The organism is Candidatus Nanopelagicales bacterium (assembly GCA_041393815.1).
Taxonomy (GTDB): domain Bacteria; phylum Actinomycetota; class Actinomycetes; order S36-B12; family JAWKJK01; genus JAWKJK01.
This window is the reverse complement of record JAWKJK010000003.1, coordinates 514,287-533,088: the sequence shown is the minus strand read 5'-3', so window position 1 is coordinate 533,088 and position 18,802 is coordinate 514,287. Positions and strand designations below refer to the sequence as shown.

Annotated in this window: 20 protein-coding genes; 8 read left to right on the top strand and 12 right to left on the bottom strand. The window is 73.8% G+C overall.

Annotated features, from left to right (window positions below):
- Window positions 1-29 precede the first annotated feature (29 nt).
- The 3 genes from R2737_12135 to R2737_12125 all read right to left on the bottom strand — a co-directional run bounded on the left by R2737_12135 (window position 30) and on the right by R2737_12125 (window position 3,042).
- The gene (locus tag R2737_12135; protein ID MEZ5117004.1) at window positions 30-1,442 is read right to left on the bottom strand and encodes a ribonuclease D; all 1,413 of its coding nucleotides are present in this window, start codon (window positions 1,440-1,442) and stop codon (window positions 30-32) included.
- 196 nt (window positions 1,443-1,638) lie between these two features.
- Window positions 1,639-2,259: a response regulator transcription factor gene (locus R2737_12130; GenBank protein MEZ5117003.1), complete on the bottom strand. Its 621-nt coding sequence runs from the start codon at window positions 2,257-2,259 to the stop codon at window positions 1,639-1,641.
- A 195-nt stretch (window positions 2,260-2,454) separates the two neighbouring features.
- Window positions 2,455-3,042 carry a DUF3000 domain-containing protein gene (locus R2737_12125; GenBank protein MEZ5117002.1) on the bottom strand — a complete coding sequence of 196 codons (588 nt, stop codon included), beginning with the start codon at window positions 3,040-3,042 and terminating at the stop codon, window positions 2,455-2,457.
- A 99-nt stretch (window positions 3,043-3,141) separates the two neighbouring features.
- Between R2737_12125 and R2737_12120 the strand changes: the two genes are divergently transcribed.
- Window positions 3,142-3,972: a DMT family transporter gene (locus R2737_12120; protein ID MEZ5117001.1), complete on the top strand. Its 831-nt coding sequence runs from the start codon at window positions 3,142-3,144 to the stop codon at window positions 3,970-3,972.
- A 143-nt stretch (window positions 3,973-4,115) separates the two neighbouring features.
- Complete coding sequence (hemE, locus tag R2737_12115; protein ID MEZ5117000.1) at window positions 4,116-5,222, top strand: uroporphyrinogen decarboxylase; 1,107 nt, start codon at window positions 4,116-4,118, stop codon at window positions 5,220-5,222.
- Here the strand turns inward: hemE and R2737_12110 are convergent.
- Window positions 5,195-6,196, bottom strand: coding sequence for a DUF4349 domain-containing protein (locus tag R2737_12110; GenBank protein ID MEZ5116999.1), 1,002 nt, complete (start codon window positions 6,194-6,196; stop codon window positions 5,195-5,197). The genes hemE and R2737_12110 overlap by 28 nt on opposite strands.
- A gap of 121 nt (window positions 6,197-6,317) precedes the next feature.
- Here R2737_12110 and hemG point away from each other — a divergent pair, with 121 nt between their 5' ends.
- Together hemG and hemQ are read left to right on the top strand one after the other, a co-directional pair.
- Complete coding sequence (hemG, locus tag R2737_12105; protein ID MEZ5116998.1) at window positions 6,318-7,814, top strand: protoporphyrinogen oxidase; 1,497 nt, start codon at window positions 6,318-6,320, stop codon at window positions 7,812-7,814.
- Window positions 7,807-8,547, top strand: coding sequence for a hydrogen peroxide-dependent heme synthase (gene hemQ, locus R2737_12100; protein ID MEZ5116997.1), 741 nt, complete (start codon window positions 7,807-7,809; stop codon window positions 8,545-8,547). Before hemG ends, hemQ begins: the two co-directional genes overlap by 8 nt.
- Before the next feature lie 49 nt (window positions 8,548-8,596).
- Here the strand turns inward: hemQ and msrB are convergent, their stop codons facing one another.
- Complete coding sequence (msrB, locus tag R2737_12095; protein ID MEZ5116996.1) at window positions 8,597-9,049, bottom strand: peptide-methionine (R)-S-oxide reductase MsrB; 453 nt, start codon at window positions 9,047-9,049, stop codon at window positions 8,597-8,599.
- 69 nt (window positions 9,050-9,118) lie between these two features.
- Window positions 9,119-9,745 carry a LysE family transporter gene (locus R2737_12090; protein MEZ5116995.1) on the bottom strand — a complete coding sequence of 209 codons (627 nt, stop codon included), beginning with the start codon at window positions 9,743-9,745 and terminating at the stop codon, window positions 9,119-9,121.
- Between the two features lie 93 nt (window positions 9,746-9,838).
- On the opposite strand from R2737_12090, the gene ligD reads away from it, so the two are divergent.
- Entirely contained in the window at window positions 9,839-10,912 is a 1,074-nt protein-coding gene (gene ligD / locus R2737_12085; protein MEZ5116994.1) for a non-homologous end-joining DNA ligase, read from the top strand.
- Window positions 10,913-10,914: 2 nt separating this feature from the next.
- On the opposite strand, the gene R2737_12080 is transcribed toward ligD, so the two are convergent.
- Both R2737_12080 and R2737_12075 read right to left on the bottom strand, forming a co-directional pair.
- Window positions 10,915-11,358, bottom strand: coding sequence for a MarR family transcriptional regulator (locus R2737_12080; GenBank protein ID MEZ5116993.1), 444 nt, complete (start codon window positions 11,356-11,358; stop codon window positions 10,915-10,917).
- Complete coding sequence (locus R2737_12075; GenBank protein MEZ5116992.1) at window positions 11,345-11,956, bottom strand: HXXEE domain-containing protein; 612 nt, start codon at window positions 11,954-11,956, stop codon at window positions 11,345-11,347. The genes R2737_12080 and R2737_12075 overlap by 14 nt, the downstream gene beginning before the upstream one ends.
- 254 nt (window positions 11,957-12,210) lie before the next feature.
- Between R2737_12075 and R2737_12070 the strand changes: the two genes are divergently transcribed.
- The 3 genes from R2737_12070 (at window position 12,211) to R2737_12060 (ending at window position 15,631) form a co-directional block, all read left to right on the top strand.
- Entirely contained in the window at window positions 12,211-13,575 is a 1,365-nt protein-coding gene (locus R2737_12070; protein ID MEZ5116991.1) for an MmgE/PrpD family protein, read from the top strand.
- Window positions 13,576-14,065: 490 nt separating this feature from the next.
- Window positions 14,066-14,311, top strand: a complete 246-nt coding sequence (locus tag R2737_12065) for a hypothetical protein (protein ID MEZ5116990.1) — start codon at window positions 14,066-14,068, stop codon at window positions 14,309-14,311.
- A 153-nt stretch (window positions 14,312-14,464) separates the two neighbouring features.
- The gene (locus R2737_12060; GenBank protein MEZ5116989.1) at window positions 14,465-15,631 is read left to right on the top strand and encodes a chondroitinase-B domain-containing protein; all 1,167 of its coding nucleotides are present in this window, start codon (window positions 14,465-14,467) and stop codon (window positions 15,629-15,631) included.
- Window positions 15,632-15,650: 19 nt separating this feature from the next.
- On the opposite strand, the gene R2737_12055 is transcribed toward R2737_12060, so the two are convergent.
- The 4 genes from R2737_12055 to R2737_12040 form a co-directional block, all read right to left on the bottom strand.
- Window positions 15,651-16,427, bottom strand: coding sequence for a sigma-70 family RNA polymerase sigma factor (locus tag R2737_12055; GenBank protein MEZ5116988.1), 777 nt, complete (start codon window positions 16,425-16,427; stop codon window positions 15,651-15,653).
- A 34-nt stretch (window positions 16,428-16,461) separates the two neighbouring features.
- On the bottom strand, window positions 16,462-16,701 hold the full coding sequence (locus R2737_12050) for a DUF2892 domain-containing protein (GenBank protein MEZ5116987.1): 240 nt from the start codon (window positions 16,699-16,701) through the stop codon (window positions 16,462-16,464).
- 189 nt (window positions 16,702-16,890) lie between these two features.
- Window positions 16,891-18,009: an ATP-dependent DNA ligase gene (locus R2737_12045; protein ID MEZ5116986.1), complete on the bottom strand. Its 1,119-nt coding sequence runs from the start codon at window positions 18,007-18,009 to the stop codon at window positions 16,891-16,893.
- Complete coding sequence (locus tag R2737_12040) at window positions 18,006-18,800, bottom strand: pyrimidine reductase family protein (GenBank protein ID MEZ5116985.1); 795 nt, start codon at window positions 18,798-18,800, stop codon at window positions 18,006-18,008. Before R2737_12040 ends, R2737_12045 begins: the two co-directional genes overlap by 4 nt.
- Between the last annotated feature and the right edge of the window lie 2 nt (window positions 18,801-18,802).

Sequence of the window (18,802 nt, the reverse complement as noted above, 5' to 3'; positions counted from 1 at the left end):
CTTACTTCAGCAGAGGGCGGGCCTCGCGGTCAAACCTGTCGGGGCGGCCGGCGTCGCCGACGGGACCGGGCCGCGGGCTGTACGGCGGGCTGTGCGGCGGCGTCCGCGGCACCGGTCCCGTCGGGCTCCTCGGCGGCCGGGTCCGCCGGGGAGGCATCGGCCGTCGCAGCGGATGCGGCGGACGCGGCGATCGCGGCAGCGAGGGCGTCCGCGAGCAGGGCCGCGGTCAGCTCCACCTGCCAGACCCGGGCGCCGCGCTCGGTCAGGAACCGCGCCACCACCCCGGCGTCGAGCGGGTCCGGCGGCTGCCACGCCAGCCGACGGACCGCGTCGGGGGACAGCAGGTTCTCCACGGGCAGGCCGTGCTGGTCCGCCACGTCCCGCAACGCGCCCCGGCAGGCGTCCAGCCGGGCCGCGGCGTCGGGGTCCCGGTCGCGCCAGGCGCGGGCCGGCGGCGGCCCGTCGGCCCGCGGCGCGGGCGGGGGCAGCGCGGCGTCGGGCAGCTGGCGGGCCGCGTCCACGGCCTTCCACCAGGTCGCGATCCGGCGGCGCTGGCCGCGACCGCTGAAACCCGGGAGAGCGCCGAGCGCCTCGGCCGACGGAGGCTGCGCGGCGGCCGCCTCCACGATCGCGGCGTCGGGCAGCACCCGCCCGGGGGAGACGTCCATCCGCCGGGCGAGAGCGTCGCGTGCCTCCCACAGCGACCGTACGGTCGCCAGCTGGCGGCGCTGCCGCAGCCGGTGCACGCCCGAGGTACGCCGCCAGGGGTCCACCCGCGGCGGCGGTCCCGGGGCGTCGAGCAGCGCCGCGAACTCCTGCCGCGCCCACTCCTGCTTTCCCTGGTCCCTCAGCTGCTCCGCGAGGACGTCGCGCAGCTCCACGAGCACCTCGACGTCGAGGGCCGCGTAGTGCAGCCACGGCTCGGGCAGCGGCCGGGTGGACCAGTCCGCGGCCGAGTGGCCCTTCTCCAGGGCCAGGCCCAGCTCGGTCTGGACCAGAGCCCCGAGCCCCACACGCGGATGGCCGAGCAGGCGCCCGGCCAGCTCGGTGTCGAACAGCCGCGCGGGCACCAGGCCCACCTCGGCCAGGCAGGCCAGGTCCTGCGAGGCCGCGTGCAGCACCCATTCCTCGTCGCCGATCACGGCCTGGACCGCGGACAGGTCGGGCAGCGCGATCGGGTCGATCAGCGCGGTGCCCGAGCCCTCCCGGCGCAGCTGCACCAGGTAGGCGCGCTGGCCGTAGCGGTAGCCCGAGGCCCGTTCGGCATCCACCGCGACCGGGCCGGTGCCGCGTGCCAGGGCGGCGACGACCCGGTCCAGAGCCTCCGCGGTGTCCACCACCGGGGGCAGCCCGTCGCGCGGCTCCAGCAGCGGGACGGCGGTGGGCGCCTCGCCCTCGTCGGCCGGCGCGGTGCCGTCGGGGGCGGGGTCGGCGGCCGTCACGCGGACCACGGTACGTCCCCGAGCCCGCCAACCCCGGCACCCCGCCGGTGGAACGTACGACCACGCGAACCGCCGTGGTCGGTGGCGAGGCGTTCCACCGGTGGGGGCGGACGGGGCAGACGGGGCGGACGGGGCGGACGGGGAAGACGGAAGCCGCCCGAGGGAGACGTGCGGGCCGGGTCGGAGTCCCCGGCCGTCAGTGGAGGAGACCGGCGCGCATCGCGATCGCGACGAGCTCGGCCCGGTCGCCGGTGCCGAGCTTGCGCGAGATGCGCGCCAGGTGGCTCTTCACGGTCAGCCCGGACAGGCCGAGCTCCTCGCCGACCGCGTGGTTGCTCAGGCCGTCGGCCACCTTCTGCAGCACCTCGACCTCGCGGTCGGACAGCTCGTCCGGGGACCCTCCGCGGGTGCGACCGCGGACGGGGGAGGGCAGCACCAGCGCCTCGTCCTCGGCGGGGACGCGGACGTACCCCCGCACGCCCTGGGACATGGCCGCACGGACCGCGTACGGGTCGTCCCGCGACGAGAGCAGCACCAGCCGGGTCCAGCCGCGCCGCTGCGCCTCCTGGACCAGGGCCTGGGCGGAGGTGTCGGGGTGAGTAGCGTCGATGAGGCACACGTCGTGCTGACCCGGGTCGGCCAGCTCACCGAAGCCGTCGCCGGGGTCCACGGCGCGGACGAGCGCCACCGCGCCGATGGCGCGCAGCCGGCCGACGATCGCCGTGCGGCGGGCCGCCGAGGGGGACAGGACGACCGCGTCGACGCGGGTACGGGGCAGCGGGATGGGGAAGGCAGACCGGTCGACGACGGCAACCATGGGTCCTGCGCCTCCTCGCTCGCCGGGTCCCCGGTGGTCCGGGGATCCCGCGGATGGGGTCAGCAGGGATATCGGCCCCCGTCGCCGAGGACTTGAGGCCTGGCGGCGTTCACTCGGACGGAGCAGCCGTCCCACACCCGTCCGGGCTCGGGCCCGGCGCCGTCAGGGAGCGGGCTGAGTCAGGATCAGACGGCGTCAGGAGCGGCGGGACCGGGGCGAGGGCAGCGCGGTGACGCCGGGAGGCAGCGGCGGCAGGCCCACGGCCAGGGCGAGGACCTCCGCCCACGCCCGGGCATGCGGGGTCAGGTCGGTGTCCAGCGGCGTCCACGACGCCCGGATCTCCACCTGGCCCTCCACCGGGCGGTCGGAGATGACGCCGTACGACTCGCTGGTGGTCCGCGTGACCGTGCCGCCGAGCGCGGCGAACGGGGCCTCGTGCAGCGCCAGTGCGTCCCGCAGCCAGCTCCACCCGACCTCTGCCAGCAGCGGGTCGGAGGCCAGCTCGGGCTCCAGGTCCGCCTTCACGAAGGCCACCACCCGGAACTCGCCCTCCCACGCCTCCACGCCGTCCGGGTCGTACAGCACCACCAGCCGGCCCCCGCCGACCTCGACGTCGTCGTCGTCGAACACCTCGGCCGTGAGGGCCACGGCGTACGGGGCCAGCCGCTGCGGCGCCGGGGTCTCCAGCACGGTGAGCTCGGGGCGGTAGGCCACCGACCGCAGGGTCTCCAGCGCGCGCCGGAAGTCCTCCGGCTCGCTGTCGGCGTGTCGGCCCGCGGTCACGCCCCGAGGCTAGGCCGCCCGCGGCCCCGGCGGCCGTCGGCGCGCCGCACGGGTCCGGGCCCGGCGGGACCCGGTCCCGACACGCCATAGGGTCCGCTCGTGCCCGCCCTGCTCGCGCTGCTGTCCAGCCTGCTGTGGGGCACCGCCGACTTCCTCGGCGGGACGCTGACCCGTCGGGTGCGGGCGCTGGCGGTGTACGGCGCGTCCCAGGTGGCCGGGTTCGCGCTGCTGCTCGTGGCGGCGACCGTCACCGGGTCCTGGGGGACCGACCCGGGGTACTGGCCGTGGGCCGTCGCGGCCAGCGTCGTCGGGCTGCTGGGGATGACCGCGTTCTACACCGCGCTGGCGACCGGGCGGATGGGGATCGTCTCCCCGGTGGCCGCGCTCAGCGCGGTGGTGCCCCTGGCCGTGGGGCTGTGGCGCGGGGAGTCGCCGGCGTCGCTGCAGGTCCTCGGGGTCGTGCTCGCGATGACCGGCGTGGTGCTGGCCAGCGGGCCCGAGCTCAGCGGCGGCGCCGCCGTGCGGCCGATGGCGCTGGCGCTGCTGACCGCGGTGCTGTTCGGCGTCATGTTCGTCCTGATGGCCGAGGGCAGCGCTCACGACCCGGTCATGACGATGACCGGGATGCGGATCACCACGATGGTGATCTTCGCGGTGATCCTGGCCGTCACCCGCAGCCTCGGCGGCATCGAGCGGCGCGACGTCCCGTCGCTGGCGGTGATCGGCACCTTCGACGCGGCCGCGAACCTGACGTACGGCGTGGCGACGACGATCGGGCTGCTGTCGCTGACCTCGGTCCTCGGCTCGCTGTACCCGGTCGTCACCGCGGTCCTGGCGGCCGTGTTCCTGCACGAACGGCTCCGGCCGGTGCAGTACGCCGGGGTGTCCGTGGCCATCGTCGGTGTCGTGCTCATCAGCGGCGGCGGCTGACGCGGCACCCCGGACCCACGACTGTGACGTGGTGCCGAGACACGCCGGCGTGTCTCGGCAGAACGTCACATCGGCGGTGACGCGTGGGACGTACGGGAGCGCGCGGGCGCGGCGGCCGGCGGTCCGTGGGACGATGCGCCGCGATGACGCCCACCGCCACCACCCGGCTGCCCGGGACCCACCCGCTCGTCGACGGCCGCACCTCCGGAGCGGGCCTGGTCCGCGCGGCCCGCCGCGAGCCCGTGGCGCAGACGCCGGTGTGGTTCATGCGCCAGGCCGGGCGGTCGCTGCCCGAGTACCGGCGGCTGCGCGCCGGGGTGCCGATGCTCACGGCCTGCTTCACCCCCGAGCTGGTCACCGAGATCACGCTGCAGCCGGTGCGGCGGCACGGGGTGGACGCGGCCATCTTCTTCAGCGACATCGTGGTCCCGTTGAAGGCCGTCGGCGTCGACGTCGACATCGTCCCCGGGGTGGGCCCGGTCATGGGGCGGCCGGTGCGCGCGGCCGCCGACCTCGACCAGCTGCGGGCCCTGACCGAGGAGGACGTGGCCCCGGTCCTGCAGGCCGTCCGGGACCTGGTCGCCGAGCTCGGCTCCACGCCCCTGATCGGCTTCGCCGGGGCGCCGTTCACCCTGGCGTCGTACCTGGTGGAGGGCGGCCCGAGCCGCGACCACGCCCGCACCAAGGCGCTCATGTACGGCGACCCCGAGCTGTGGCACGCCCTGTGCGACCGGCTCGCCGCGATCGCGGGGGAGTTCCTGCGGCTGCAGGTGGTCAACGGGGCGTCCGCGGTGCAGCTGTTCGACTCCTGGGCCGGCGCGCTGTCGGCACGGGACTACGCCGAGCTGGTGTCGCCGCACTCCGCCCGCGCCCTGGCCGCCGTGGCCGGGCTGGTGGATGCGGACGGCGTGCACCCGCCGCGGATCCACTTCGGCGTCGGGACCGGGGAGCTGCTGCCGCTGATGGCCGCCGCCGGGACCGAGGTGGTCGGCGTGGACTTCCGCGTCCCGCTCGACACCGCATCCGCGCGGGTGGGGCCGGACCACGCCCTGCAGGGCAACCTCGACCCCGCCGCGCTGTTCGCCCCCTGGGACGCGGTCCAGCAGCAGGTGCTCCGCGTGCTGGACGACGCCGCCGGGCTACCGGGGCACGTCTTCAACCTCGGCCACGGGGTGCTGCCCGACACCGACCCGGACGTACTGACCCGGGTGGTCGAGCTGGTTCACGACCGGACCGCCGCATCCTCCTGAGCCGGGGCCGCCGGGCCCGCGGGCGCCTGGCCCGGGACCGGCGGGGTCGGCCGGCTGCGGCGGTGCTGCCGGCGCAGCCACCAGGCCAGCGGGATCAGCACGACGAGCAGCACGGCCAGGAACGGCAGCAGCACCCCGAGGGCCGTCAGCCCCACCGTCACGGCATCGACGAACGCCTCCCAGCCGCGGCGCAGCCCGGCGAGGAACCCCAGGTCCTCGTCCGGGTCCACCACGACGACGCGCGGGCCGATGAGCGACACGGTCACGGTGGCCAGCGCCGTCTGGTCGGCCAGCGCCCGCTGGCGGGCCTGCAACGCCTCCAGGTCGGCCTGGCGCCGGGACAGCTCCGCCTCCAGGGCCACCACGTCGCCGATGTCCTCGGCGCGGGCCAGCAGGGTGCGGATGCGCGCCAGGCTGGCCTCGGCGTTCTTCACCCGGGCGTCGACGTCGGCGACCTCGGCCGTCACGTCGCTCACCGACCGGGTCACGGTCACCACCGAGCCCAGCTTCCCGAGGTCCCCGAGGACCGCGTCCACGTCGGCCGGCTGCACCCGGAGCACCAGCGTGCTGGTGGCGTCCACCGCGACGTCGTCGCCGCGCTCGTCGGCCGTCGTCTGCTGCGCGACGACCAGCGCGTCGTACCGGCGGGCGATGTCCAGCGCGGCAGCGGTGGCCGCCGAGACGTCCTCGGCGCGTACGGTCGTCGCGGCCGTCACGATCAGGGACCGGCCCTGCTCGACGCCGGCCAGCGTGCTGGACCCGCTGGAGTCCTCCGCCACGGCGCCGCCGTCGGCTCCCTGCTCGCCCGCCTCGGGTGCGGCGCGCTCGGGGGTGGGTAGGGCGACGACGTCGCCGCCGGACGCCGAGTCCGAGGAGGCCCCGCAGGCCACCAGGCCCAGCGCGGCCACCACCGCCAGGGCGACCACTCCTCCGAGGCGGGCTGCGGACCGGGACCGACGAGGGTGCGGGCTCATGGCGTCTCCCTTCCGCCCGGTGCGATGCTCGCACGCGGCGAGCGGTTCCTGGTCCGGTGATCACGATCACGTGACGATCCCCGGCGTGCTCCCGCACCGCCCCGGGTGGGATCGTGGGCGGGTGGCCGGACCGCTGCACGTCGTCCCCGAGGCGGGGGAAGGGCCGTCGCACGTCGTGGTCGTCGGCGGCGGCATCGCGGGCCTGGCCGCCGCCCACGCCCTGGTCCACGGCAACCCCGCCCCGCCGCGCGTGACGGTGCTCGAGGGGTCCCCGCTCCTCGGCGGGAAGCTGCGGGTCGGACAGGTCGCCGGGGTCACCGCGGACGCGGGGGCGGAGTCGATGCTTGCCACCCGGCCCGAGGCATTGCGGCTGGTCCGCGAGGTCGGTCTCGACGACCGGATCGTCGCCCCCGCGACCACCAAGGCCGGGCTGTGGTCGCGGGGCCGGGTGCAGCCGCTGCCGTCGGGGCTGGTCATGGGTGTCCCCACCGACCTGCGCGCCCTGGCCCGCAGCGGCACGCTGTCCCTCCCTGGGCTGCTGCGCGTCCCGCTGGACCACCTGATGCCGCGCACCCCGCTGGACTCCGACGTCTCCGTCGGGTCGTACGTCGCCGCCCGGATCGGCGACGAGGTCGTCGACCGGCTGGTCGACCCCCTGCTCGGCGGCGTCTACGCCGGGCATGCGCACGGGCTCTCGCTGCAGGCCACCCTGCCCGCGCTGTTCCGGGAGCTGGCCGACGAGCGCTCGCTGCTGGCCGCGGCCCGCCGCGTGGTGTCCACCGGCGCCTCGGGGTCGGGGGCGCGACGCGGCCCGGTGTTCGTCGGGCTGCGCGGCGGGGTCGGGCAGCTCCCGCTGGCGGTCGCCGCTGCCCTGCGCGACAACGGCGTCGACGTACGCACGTCCGCCACCGTCCGCGGGCTGGAGCGGCGCACCAGCGGCTGGCGGGTGCTGGTCGGCGATACCCGCAACCCCGAGACGATCACCGCCGACGCGGTCGTCCTGGCGGTCCCCGCGGCACCGGCCGCCCGGCTGCTGACCCCTGTGTGCGCGCCCGCGGCCGCCGAGCTCGGCGAGGTCGAGTACGCCAGCGTCGCCCTCGTGACGCTGGTCTATCGCGCCCGCGCGGTCGAGGGGCGGCTGGCCGGCAGCGGCTTCCTCGTCCCCAGCGTCGACGACCGGGCGATCAAGGCGGCGACCTTCACCTCGGCGAAGTGGGACTGGGAGGCGGAGGAGGCGGCGACCGGTGGCGACGTCGGCGAACCGCTGGCGGTGCTGCGGGTGTCGTTCGGCCGCTACGGCGAGGAGTCGATGCTGCAGCGGGACGATGCCGAGCTCGCCGAACTCGGGCACGCCGACCTGCGTGCGGCACTCGGCGTGACGGAGCCCCCGGTGACGTCGGCCGTGACCCGCTGGGGCGGCGGGCTGCCGCAGTACGCCGTCGGGCACGTGGCGCGGGTCGAACGGATCCGGCGGGCGGTGTCCGAGCAGCCCGGGCTCGCGGTCTGCGGTGCGGCGTACGACGGGGTCGGCATCGCCGCGGTGATCGGCTCGGCGCGGGCGGCGGCCGCCCGGGTGGCCGAGCACCTCGGCGCCCGCAGACAATGGCGCCATGCCTGACGCCCCCGAGAACCCGCACGCCCCCGACCCGGCGGCCGCAGCCACGGCCAGGCCGAAGGCGCGCGACCTCAACGCCACCATCCGCTACACCATGTGGTCGGTCTTCCGGGCCAGCACGCCACTGCCCGACGACCGCGCGGCGCTGTCCGCCGAGGTGGAGGCGCTGGTCGACCAGCTGGCCGCGAAGGACGTGGTCGTACGCGGCTTCTACGACGTCGCCGGGCTGCGGGCCGACGCGGACCTGATGGTGTGGTGGCACGCGGAGTCCTCCGACGACCTGCAGGACGCCTACCAGCGGCTGCGGCGCACGGCGTTCGGGCGGGCGCTGGAGCCGGTGTGGTCGGTGATGGCGCTGCACCGCCCGGCGGAGTTCAACAAGTCGCACATCCCGGCGTTCCTCGCCGAGGAGGAGCCGCGCGGCTACGTGTGCGTCTACCCGTTCGTGCGGTCGTACGAGTGGTACGTGCTGCCGGACGAGGAGCGGCGCGAGCTGCTGGTCGAGCACGGCGTGATGGGCCGCGACTACCCCGACGTCCGGGCGAATACGGTCGCGTCGTTCGCCCTCGGCGACTACGAGTGGATCCTGGCGTTCGAGGCCGACGAGCTGTACCGGATCGTGGACCTGATGCGGCACCTGCGTGGCTCGCGGGCCCGGCTGCACGTGCGCGAGGAGATCCCGTTCTACACCGGGCGCCGCCGCCCGGTGGCCGACCTGGTGGCCGCCCTCCCGTAGCCGGCGCCCCGGCACCACAAGCGAGTGGGCGGGCGGGAGAGCGGGGGTCTCAGTCGGTCGTCGGGGTGTGGCGGACCGACACGCTGTTGATGCAGTAGCGCAGGTCGGTCGGGGTGCCGTACCCCTCGCCGGAGAACACGTGCCCGAGGTGGCTGCCGCAGGCGGCGCACCGCACCTCGACGCGCACCATGCCCAGGGACCGGTCCTCGATCTCGACCACGGCGTCCCCCGCCAGCGGGGACCAGAACGACGGCCACCCGCAGTGCGACTCGAACTTGTGCTCGCTGCGGAAGAGCTCGGCGTCGCAGGCGCGGCAGGAGTAAACGCCCTCGGTCGTGGTGTCGACGTACTCGCCGGTGAAGGCGGGCTCGGTGCCGGCCTCGCGCAGCACGTGGTACTCGAACTCGGTCAGCGCCTCACGCCACTCGTCCTCGTGGCGGACGACGTCGTACGGCGTGCCGTCGGGCTTGGTCGCGGGCATCGACGTGCTCTTGCGGAACATGGGTCCTCCTCGTAGCCGACGGTACGTCGCTACGCGGGCGCCGGCCACCGCGGAGGGCCGCACCCCGCCTTACGAGTCGCGGACGGTTCGAACGGCCAGTAGCCCGCCGAACGCGATCAGGCCCAGGCCGCTGATCGCGTCGACGACCAGGAGCCCGCGCTCCCCGACGCGCCCGCCCAGCACGGCGAGCGCTCCGGAGAGGACCAGGTGGAACAGCAGCGAGCCGATCCCGATGCCCACCACGAACGCCACCGCGGACGATGGGGTGCCCGCTACGTCGGCGACCGCGGCGCCGCCGAACACCGCACCCCACGACACGATGGTCAGCGGGTTCGACGCGGTGGCGACCGCCCCGGTGCGGAAGGCCCGCTTCGGATCCGCGACCTCCTCCACGGATTCCGCGCCCGCCCGGATCCGGAACGCCGCGTGCAGGGTGCGCGCGCCGAGCCAGACCAGCACGGCCGCCCCCCCGAGCCCGAGCACGATCCGCATGGGTGCCGCCTGTAGCAGGACCGCCGCCCCGAGCGCGCCGAGCACGGCGTAACCGAAGTCCACCAGGGCGGCCGCCAGGCCGATCGCGAACCCGGGGCGGAAGCCGTACCGGGCCGAGGTGCGCGCGCACAGCAGCCATATCGGGCCGACCTGGGCGGCGACGAGCGCGCCAAGACCGAGCCCGGCGACGAGTGCTGCGGTCACGTGGGAACCCTGGCAGTCGGGAGGACGGGTGTCACGCCGATTGGGCCTGGCCGATGGCCGCTGCGCGGCCCCCGCAGCGGCTACGGTCGGCGGATGGCGGCGGCGAAGTTCGGTGACCCGGTCGAGCTGGAGGTGGCCGGCCGGCAGGTGCGCGTGTCCAACCCGGAGCGTCCCTACTTCCCGCACGTGGGCCTGACCAAGCTCGACGTGGTCGGCTACTACGCCGCGGTCGCGCCGGTGATGCTGCGCGGGCTGGACGAGCGCCCCACCACGTTGGAGCGTTGGCCGGGGGGAGTGCTCGACGGGGTGACGCTGGCGCAGCGTGACGGTACCCGCGGAGATGCGTTCTACCAGAAGCGGATCCCGTCGGGGGCGCCGTCGTACGTGGAGACAGCGAGGATTGCGTTCCCGAGCGGGCGCACGGCCGACGAGGTGTGCCCCACGGAGCCGGCGGTGATCGTGTGGGCCGCGAACCTGGGCACGATCACGTTCCACCCGTGGCCGGTGCGGCGCGCCGACGTGGACCACCCGGACGAGCTGCGGCTGGACTTCGACCCCCAGCCCGGCACCGACTTCCACGACGCCGTCGAGGTGGCGCTGGCCGCGCGCGAGCTGCTGTCGGAGGTCGGGATGACCGGCTACCCCAAGACCAGCGGCGGTCGCGGCGTCCATGTGTACGTACGGATCGAGACGCGCTGGACGTTCACCGACGTCCGCCACGCCGCCATCGCGGTCGGTCGGGAGCTGGAGCGGCGGATGCCCGGCCGGGTGACCACCGCCTGGTGGAAGGAGGAACGCGGGTCGACGGTGTTCGTGGACTACAACCAGAACGCCCGCGACCGCACCATCGCATCGGCGTGGTCGGTACGGGCGAGACCCTGGGCACCCGTGTCGACCCCGGTCACCTGGGACGAGCTGTCCGATGTGGACCCGCGCGACTTCACGGTCCGGACGGTGCCCGAGAGGCTTGCCGAACGGGGCGACCCGCACGCGGCGATCGACGACGAGGCGTACGACCTGACCCCGCTGCTGGAGTGGTGGGAGCGGGACGAGCGCGACCACGGCCTGGGCGACCTGCCGTATCCGCCCGAGTACCCCAAGATGCCGGGGGAGCCCAAGAGGGTCCAGCCCAGCCGGGACACGCTGCGGCACGGGGAAGGGACCTGACGCTAGGTCGTGTCTCCGCGGGGGCCGGCGAAGTGGCGGACCGCGTTGGCGTAGAACGCGTCCAGGACGCGGTCGATGACCCGAAGGTCGGCCGGGGCGACGCCGTCGCTGACGATGGTGAGCCAGGTCCGGATCGCGCGTTCGGTGGCGTCCGCAGCGGCGCGGCCCGTGTCGGTCAGCGACACCCGGAGCATTCGGCCGTCCGACGGATCGGGTCTCACGTCCACGTACCCGTCACGGGACAACAGGCGCAGCGAGCGGGTCACGTGCGCCTTGTTCACGCCGACGGCGTGGGCCAGGGCGGCCGGGTGGCGATCACCACCATCACGCAGTTCCAGCAGCAGCGGTGCGGTGCCACTGGTCAGACCCGTGCCTGCGAGCGCCTGATTGAGGTACCGCTCACCCATGCGGAACAGCAGGGGCACGTGCCGGTTAACCGACGGCATGGGCCTGCATCGTCTTGAGCCGGGCCAGCCGACCCCGGGTCTTGGTGCCGAAGAAGGCGGCGATGCCCAGGCCCAGGATGATCGACAGCGCCCAGTCCAGTGGGGTGAAGAACCCTGTGGCGGTGAGCAGCGTCCAGGTCCCGAACGGCAGCAGCAGCAGGCAGTTCGTGACCAGGCCGGGGTTGTAGGTCGGCTTGTCGCCCTGGAACAGGATCGTGTGCATGACGTTGTTGATCACGAGTTCGAACCAGATCATGGAGAACCCCAGCCAAGGAGCCACCGGCGCAAGGATCGCTCCCAGGATGATGACCGGCCAGGCCAGCACGATGTTCACCTGGAACACGTACGAGTCGTCCAACGGGTAGTCGGGGTCCGTGCCCGAACCGAACGCGGTCTTGAGGTTGAAGAACTGCTGGAAGCTCATCGGGGCGAGCACGTACTCCTCCGCCTCGTGGAGCATCAGCAACGGAAGGTGCAGCCACATGAGCCACTGGTACGGCTCCATCGACGGCCGGAACCAGATCAGGACCACGATCAGGATGGGAGCGATGAACAGCGTCGAGGACTGCCAGTACCGGTTGACCGTATGGAAGTTCATGCCCAGCCCCTTCGCGTCGCCACGCGGAACTCGTTGACTTGGCAACGACGCTAGGACCCGGCTCACGGGGAGTCAACGCGACGACGAAGCCCCTCCTGTGATCTTCCGCACGATCACCACGGGGCTCTGAGGACGGTCCGGAGGGGCCGAAGCCCGCCCGAGGTCGGGTTTCCGGTTCCTAGACTGCGAGCAGCCTTCTGCCAGGGGAGGGGGGCGCCGCGACGGTGTCTCACGGCCAGCGACGAGGAGCGCGGATGGCGGCATCGACAGCGCCCACGATGGAGGAGGAACTGTCCGCACGGGTCCTCTCCCTCTCCCGGCAGGAGTTGGACGACGGGCTGCGCCACCTCCTGAAGCGCAACATCCTCGACTCCTACGCCGGGATCTGCGGATCGCTGCGCGACGCCCGGATGCTCGCCACGTTCGACCGCCTCGCGGACGCCTCGTCGGGCGACATCGCCGTCTGGGGGATCGGCAGGCCGGCGGCGCTGGGCGACGCCGTCTTCGCCAACGCCATCCTCGGCCGGCGCTCCGACCTGCTGGACACCTACCTGGCGCCCAACGGCATGGGTGGCGCCCACCCGTCCGACAGCGTCGCCCTCGTTCTCACCCTGGCCGACTGGCTGGGACTCACCGGCGACCAGGTGCTGACCACGGCGCACGTCGCCTTCTGGCTCTCGGCCACCTTCGCCACCTACTACGACCCTGAGTCGAGCGGATTCGACCACGACGCGGTCGCCACGTTCTCCACGGCGCTGACCATCGGCCAGGCCCTGGGATGCACGGCCGACGAGCTCACGCTGGCCCAGCGGATCGCGGGCATGCTCGGCCTGGACACCAACCAGGCCGCTCTCGGGCAGGTCACCGACTGGAAGCACTGCACGTACGCGTCCTGCGCCGTACGCGGTCTGATGGCCGTCCGGCTCGCGCGCGCCGGGTTCGAGGCTCCGCCCGACATCTACGGCGGCGTTGCCGGCGTCGACCGGTTCTTCCGGCACGCCGACGCCCTGTTCGAGCCACCCGCAGACCTGGGGCGCATCGTCTTCAAGCGCTGGCCGGCGCTGGTCTTCTGCCAGACGCCGATCGACGTGGCGCTGAGCCTTGCCGACCGGGTGACCGACCCCGCCGCCATCACGGACGTCGAGGTGCGCACCTACCAGGTGGCCGCCCGCAACGGCGCCACCGCCGCGGCTGCCCATCCGACCAGCCGGGCGGGACGTACCCACTCGATCCCGTACTGCGTCGCGACCGCGCTGCTCGGCCGGGTCGCCTACGAGGACTTCGACAAGCCCTGCAGCTCCGACCCCACACTGCAGTCGCTGATGGGGAAGGTCCGGGTCGTGGTGGACGACGAGATGGACGCCGGGTACCCGCAGGGGGCCCCGTGCGCGATCACGGTGACGCTGTCGGACGGCGCCACCGTCGAGGCACGCAGGGACCGTCCGGTCGGCGACCCCGGCGATCCGCTCACCGACGCGCAGCTCGAGGCGAAGCTGCGTCAGCAGCTGTTCTTCGTCGACGAGCAGGAGCAGGACGTGGTGATCGCCTGCCTGCAGACGCTCGAGGCGCGACCGGACGTGCAGCCGCTGCTGGCGCCACTCCGGCGGCGTCTGGTCTGACTCTCCCGGACTCGCGCGAACGAGGACGGACGGGGCGGTCTTCGGGGGCCTGTCGGCGGTGTCCCGGACCCGCCCGTGGGGTACGGCGATCGCCCCGTCCGTACCCGGGGGTCTGCATGCCACTGGGGGGTAAGCACGCGTCGGGGTCGGACGGGGCGATCGCGGGCATTCTTACATGGCGGGAGGCCGCCCCCAGCAGGCGACCCCCGCGTGTCGTGACGTTCCGTCCCTGTGACACCACGTTGAGTATTCACATGTCGCACTACCACCCCGTCAACCTCGTGGGTCACGCCATGTAAACGGAGGGTGACCTTCTGGCGTCGCGGCGGCGGCTCCGTCGGCAGCGGCCCGGGCCAGCGAGCCGCATGTCGGGTGCACTTGGCTCGGCACGGCCTAGGCCGGCCGGACCTGCACCGGCACCGAGTTCACCGACGTCGGCACCACGAGCCGCACGACCTGCCTCAAGCGGAAGCCGCCGAAGAAGAGCGTCGTGCAGCGGTTCGTGAAGGGTCGCTGGGTCGGCCAGTACACCAACACCTGGTTCACCGCGAAGAGGTCGTCCTCGTGCCCGCGCAAGCAGCCGTGGCTGACGACCGTGGTGCTGGAGCTCGACGCCGACGAGGCGGGCCAGACCCGGTACCACCGGCTCTACATGCCGCTGTCGAAGACGACGGTCGCGGTCTGGAACGTGCAAGCGTGCGCGGTCCCGTCCGGGTCCGACCTCGCCTGCTCCTAGGACTCTCGCAACCCTGCCCTTAGCAGGCCCTCACGTTGAGTGGGGGTCTTGCTCCGATCGGGTGATTCCGGCCAACGGTCGGCCGCGGGCGCAAGACGGCGTGTCCGGATGCCGATGAAGCGGGTGTCGGACCGAAAACCGAGGGGAGCCGTGATGTCGAGCCGCGGGACCGCCCGCACCGTGGGGATGGGGTTCGTCGCCCCCGTCCTGTCGGTGCTGGTACTCGCCGCCGGCGCGCTGCTCCAGGCGCCCCCAGCGACCGCCTCGGCGCCCTCCGTGGCCGGCACGGCCTACCGGCTCACCGCGGTGGACATCGCCGACAATGGCGGTCGGATCCAGTGGGTCGGCCCGAACGGCGAGGACTATGACCCCCGCTGGAACCCGGACAAGGTCAACACCCGCGAGACTCCCTGGAAGTCCATCTACTGGGCGATCCGCCAGGCCCAGCCCGGCGACACGATCGTGGTGCTCGAGGGCACGTACGTCGAGGCGGCCGGCTGGGGTGCACGTCGGGGGACTGCCGCGCGACCGATCACGCTGCAGGCCGAGCCGGGTGCCAAGGTGACCCTGGTCGGGACGCTGCAGCTGGATCGGGCCGACTACTGGACGGTCACCGGCCTGACCATCACGGACAACCTCTCCCGGTCGATGCCGGCGTTCCTGGTGAAGTTCAACGGTGGGACGGGCTGGCGGTTCGTCAACAACGAGGTGTACGGGTCGCGGTCGGTCTCCAACGTGATGGTCACCGGCACGCTGGAGCCTCCCCGCAACTACCTGATCGCGGGCAACTGCATCCACGACGTCAAGCCGGGGTCGCGGACGAAAGGCAACGACCACAACCTCTACCTGATGCCGGGAGTCTCATCGGGGCCCGGCGTGGTGGAGCGCAACGTCATCTTCGGCGCGCCCAACGGCGCCAACATCAAGGCGGCCGGCAACGCGTCCTCCGCGTCCCCGCACGAGGTCTCGATCCGCTACAACACCCTGGCCAAGGCGGCGGCGGGTATCACCGTCGGGCTGAAGACGACCGAGGTGAGCATGACGCGCAACCTGATCGGGCTGCGCATGCCGTTGAACACCGCACAGTGGGGCGGGTTCGACGCCGGCGTGAAGGGGTACTCCCTCAGCGGCCGGGGCAACAGCGTGACCGACTCGGCGATCTACTCCTACCCGAATCCCGTGCGGGTCAACGCCGCCTCGTCGGCGAAGATCGCGACCTCCGGGGTGAAGAAGATCGACCCGAGGTGGAACGCGGTGGGCTGCTCGGCGCTGGTGCCGACCAACAGCGCCGCCGCGGCCTACGGGCACCTCGCGCGCTAGCGCCTGTCGCAGCTTGGGCTCAGCCGGTCCCGAGTCCCCGGGTGCGCAACCGCTCCGCAGTCCCCGGTTCGATGACGGAGTCCGGGTCCCGGGTGCGCGACATGCCGTCACGGACGCCGACGAGTGCGGCGTACAGCGGCGGACAGGTCGGGCAGGAGGCCAGGTGCCGCTCGAGCTGCCGGGCGACGTCGGGGGTCACGTCGCCGTCGAGGTAGTCCGACACCCAGCGGCGCGCGTCCCAGCAGCGCAGCGGGACGCCCTGGGTGGCGATCCGGCGCTCGTGCCCGTCGGCCAGGGCGGTGACCAGCATCATCCGGCCCCGCCGCAGTCGCTGCTTCGCGGCGGGCAGCTCGACCCCGGTGACGTCGGCGACCTCCGCCACCGTCATGCCCTCCGCGTCGTGGAGCACCACGGCCGTGCGGTAGATGAACGGCAGCCGTACCAGCGCGTCCTCGACCTCCGCGCGGGTCTCGGCCCGCTCGACGACCGCGGCGGTGTCCACCGTGTACTCGTCGCGCATCCAGCGCTCCTCGACCTCGTCGACGGTGAACTCGCGGGTGCGCCGGGCCCGGTCGACGGCCAGGTTGTGCACCACCCGGCGCAGCCAGGCGCCGAGGTCCCGGACGTCGTCGAGGGAGTCACGGCGCTCCCACGCCCGGGTCAGCGCCTCCTGCACCAGGTCCTCCGCGGCGCTCGGGTCGCGGACGAGGGAGCGGGCGAATCGCGACAGCCGGGGGACCTCGGCCTCCAGTCGGGAGGCGAGGTCCCCAGTGGCCTCGAACGGACCGTGGGTCATGGGTCCAGTCTCGACCGGGCGGGACGGCGCGCGGTCAGGCGGCCACCTTCGACCGGGACGCGGCGGACCGGTTCGGGGCGGGGCAGGTGCTCAGGCCCACCAGCCGGTACAGCGGGCAGAAGCCCACGGCGGCGGTCACCAGCATGACCGCGGCCACGGCCAGCAGCACCCACGCCCAGACCGAGCCGAAGCCGACCAGCCACGCGCCCACCACGGCCGCGATCGCGATGACGACCCGGATCGCGCGGTCGATGGTTCCCTCGTTCTTCGTCATGACTCCTCCTCGGGAGCTCGTGCCCCCGCGGGTGCGGGTGGCGTCGTCTGCGAGGAGGACGCCCGAGCCGCTGCCAGGGATACCGGATCCGGCGAAGTGGGGACCAAGGTCCCGAACCCGACCGTCACTCCGGGCTGTTGGCACGGGCGGGTGGAGGCTGTGGCACCGTCCGCACGCCGGGCTGGTCGGTCAGGTGTCGCCGAGGATCGATGCGAGGTCGAAACGCACCGGGCGCTCCAGTTGGTCATAGGTGCAGGAGAGCGGGTCGCGGTCGGGGCGCCACCGTTTCCACTGCGCCACATGGCGGAAGCGGTCGCCCTCCAGGTGGTCGTACCCCACCTCGGCCACCAGATCGGGGCGCAGGGGCGTCCAGGACAGGTCCTTGCCGCCGGTCCAGCGGGACACCGCACCCGGCATGCGACCCGAGGCATGGGCCTGAGCGTCGGCCCACTCCGACCACGGGTGCTCCGACAGGTCGTCGAGCGCGTACGCGGCCAGTTCGTCCACGAGATCAGCACGCCTGGCTGCGGTGAACGACGAGGCGACCCCTACGTGGTGCAGCCGGCCGGCGTCGTCGTACAGACCCAGCAGGAGCGAGCCGACCACGGGCTGCCCGTCCGGTCCGGGCTGCTTGTGCGCCCGCCAGCCGGCGACCACGACGTCGGCGGTCCGCGCGTGCTTGACCTTGAGCAGCGCGCGGACGCCTTCGCGGTACGGGTCCGCGAGCGGCTTGGCGATCACGCCGTCGAGCCCGGCGCCCTCGAACACCTCGAACCAGCGGCGGGCTTCGTCAGGGTCGCGGGTGACCGGGGTCAGGTGGAAGGGCGCGGGGACTGTGTGCAGGAGCTGCTCCAGCCGGTCGCGTCGGTCCGCGTAGGCCCGCTCGCGGAGGTCCGTGTCGTCGTCCGCCAGCAGGTCGAAGGCGACGTACGACGTGGGCCACTGCTCGGCGAGCTCGGCGATCTTCCAGCCGCCGGCCTCCTTGCGCGGGCGGATCCGCTTCGTGAGGGACTCGAACGACAGCCGGTCGTCGACCACTACGACCAGTTCCCCGTCGAGCACGACCCGCTCGGGCAAGAGGCGCCGGGCGGCGTCGACCATCTCGGGGAACGCGTACGCGAGGTCGTCCCCGCTTCGGCCCTGGACGACGACGTCGTCGCCGTCACGGAAGAGCACGCAGCGGAAACCGTCCCACTTGGGCTCGTACGCCAGGCCGCCGGCGACCGAGTCCGGCGCCGGAACGCGGGCACCGGTCGGCTTGGCCAGCATGGGGGAGACCGGGGGCAGCACCGGAAGCCGCAGCGTCATGCGGTCACCCGGTAGCGCAGGAACAGCGTCCCGTCGTCCTCGAGCAGGTGCCCGATCCGCAACGCGCGCGGCGGGTCCGGGAGCGGGACCCCGTGCAGGATGCGGGACACGTCGGCCAGGTCTGGGTAGGCACCGCCGGCCAGCACCGGGGTGACGGTCAGGCACAGCTCGTCGAGCTGGCCGGCCGCCGCCAGCCCAGCCAGCAGGGTGGGTCCGCCCTCGCTGTGGATGCGCGTGAGCCCGCGAGCGACGAGGGCGGCACGCGCGAGACCCGGGTCGACGGAGGTGTCACCGCACATGACGACGTCGGCCACGCGCTCCAGCGCGGCCCGCCGTCCGGGATCTGCTGACTGCGTGGTCAGGACGATCGGGCGCTCGGCCGGGTCGGCGAACATCGCCGCCCCGGTGTCCAGGTCCAGCGACCTGCTGACGAGGGCCATGACCGGTGCTGGGCGCTGGCCGGCGGTGCGCCGTGCGTCGGCGAAGGCGGCCTTGGGGCGGGCACTGCGGTAGCCCTCCGCCCGGACGGTCTGGGCGCCGACGAGGATCGCGTCGGCACGGCCGCGGAGCAGGCCGAACACCCGCATGTCCGCGGCGTTGTTCAGCGGCCCACTCAGCCCGTCCGGACCCCGGGCCGCGCCGTCGACGGAGGACACCATGTTGCAGCGCAGCCAGGCGCCGTCCGCGGCGACCGGGGTCCCGGCGTCCTGCGGCCAGGCGTCCTGCGGCCAGGCGTACGCCGCGACGATCGCCTCGTCGGTCAGGTCCGCGCCGGTCTCGGGCAGCAGCATCC

Coding starts and splice junctions, on each gene's coding strand:
- R2737_12130 (MEZ5117003.1), bottom strand. CDS start 2,259: ATGGTTGCCGTCGTCGACCGGTCTGCCTTCCCCATCCCGCTGCCCCGT.
- hemE (MEZ5117000.1), top strand. CDS start 4,116: ATGACGCCCACCGCCACCACCCGGCTGCCCGGGACCCACCCGCTCGTC.
- R2737_12110 (MEZ5116999.1), bottom strand. CDS start 6,196: ATGAGCCCGCACCCTCGTCGGTCCCGGTCCGCAGCCCGCCTCGGAGGA.
- hemQ (MEZ5116997.1), top strand. CDS start 7,807: ATGCCTGACGCCCCCGAGAACCCGCACGCCCCCGACCCGGCGGCCGCA.
- msrB (MEZ5116996.1), bottom strand. CDS start 9,049: ATGTTCCGCAAGAGCACGTCGATGCCCGCGACCAAGCCCGACGGCACG.
- ligD (MEZ5116994.1), top strand. CDS start 9,839: ATGGCGGCGGCGAAGTTCGGTGACCCGGTCGAGCTGGAGGTGGCCGGC.
- R2737_12080 (MEZ5116993.1), bottom strand. CDS start 11,358: ATGCCGTCGGTTAACCGGCACGTGCCCCTGCTGTTCCGCATGGGTGAG.
- R2737_12075 (MEZ5116992.1), bottom strand. CDS start 11,956: ATGAACTTCCATACGGTCAACCGGTACTGGCAGTCCTCGACGCTGTTC.
- R2737_12070 (MEZ5116991.1), top strand. CDS start 12,211: ATGGCGGCATCGACAGCGCCCACGATGGAGGAGGAACTGTCCGCACGG.
- R2737_12060 (MEZ5116989.1), top strand. CDS start 14,465: ATGTCGAGCCGCGGGACCGCCCGCACCGTGGGGATGGGGTTCGTCGCC.
- R2737_12055 (MEZ5116988.1), bottom strand. CDS start 16,427: ATGACCCACGGTCCGTTCGAGGCCACTGGGGACCTCGCCTCCCGACTG.
- R2737_12050 (MEZ5116987.1), bottom strand. CDS start 16,701: ATGACGAAGAACGAGGGAACCATCGACCGCGCGATCCGGGTCGTCATC.
- R2737_12045 (MEZ5116986.1), bottom strand. CDS start 18,009: ATGACGCTGCGGCTTCCGGTGCTGCCCCCGGTCTCCCCCATGCTGGCC.
- R2737_12040 (MEZ5116985.1), bottom strand. CDS start 18,800: ATGCTGCTGCCCGAGACCGGCGCGGACCTGACCGACGAGGCGATCGTC.